Annotated in this window: 1 protein-coding gene; it reads left to right on the top strand. The window is 63.2% G+C overall.

From position 1 onward, the window contains the following. Window positions 1-673 (top strand): calcium-binding protein (locus DRV85_RS18405; protein WP_147238891.1); only part of this gene is annotated, 673 nt, incomplete at both ends.

Below are 673 nucleotides of genomic sequence, written 5' to 3' on the forward strand. Positions count from 1 at the left end.
CGACTACGTCGAAGGCGGCGCCGGCAGCGACGAGATCTACGGCATGCATGGCGACGACGTCCTGCTGGGCGAGGGCGGCCGGGACGCCCTCTACGGCGGCTACGGGAACGATGTCCTGCTCGGCGGGAAAGGTGACGACTACCTTCACGGCGGCAAGGACGACGACTGCGTGATCGCCGATGAGGGCGCGGACGTCATGTGGGGCGGTCTCGACAGCGACGACTTCGTCTTCGGCCACTGCGTCATCGACACCGAGGGCCACAAGACGGACGAAATCGGCTTCGATAAAGGGAACGTGGTCAAGGACTTCAGCGTCGTCGGCAACGACATGCTGGTGTTCCACACGGCCTACGAGGATCCGGGTGAGCTGAAGGCGGAACTGGTCGACAACGACGGCGACGGCACTGCCAACGACATCAAGATCACGGCCACCGACTTCCAAACCCACGAGGGCGGCTCGGTCATCGTCGAGGATCTCTGGTCGACCCTTGGCCTCGACAGCGTCGGCTATGGCCTGCGGCCGGGCGATGCCGGCTTCGAAGACAACCTGATGGAATACCTGCTCAACTACAATGACGAGCTGGAGATCGGGAAAGGCGTCATCCGCTTCGAGGACAAGTGCGTCGAACTCAAGGAGATCGACGTGCCGCCGGTCGACATCGACTGCGAGATC

It is taken from the genome of Rhodosalinus halophilus, assembly GCF_003298775.1.
Taxonomy (GTDB): Bacteria; Pseudomonadota; Alphaproteobacteria; order Rhodobacterales; family Rhodobacteraceae; genus Rhodosalinus; species Rhodosalinus halophilus.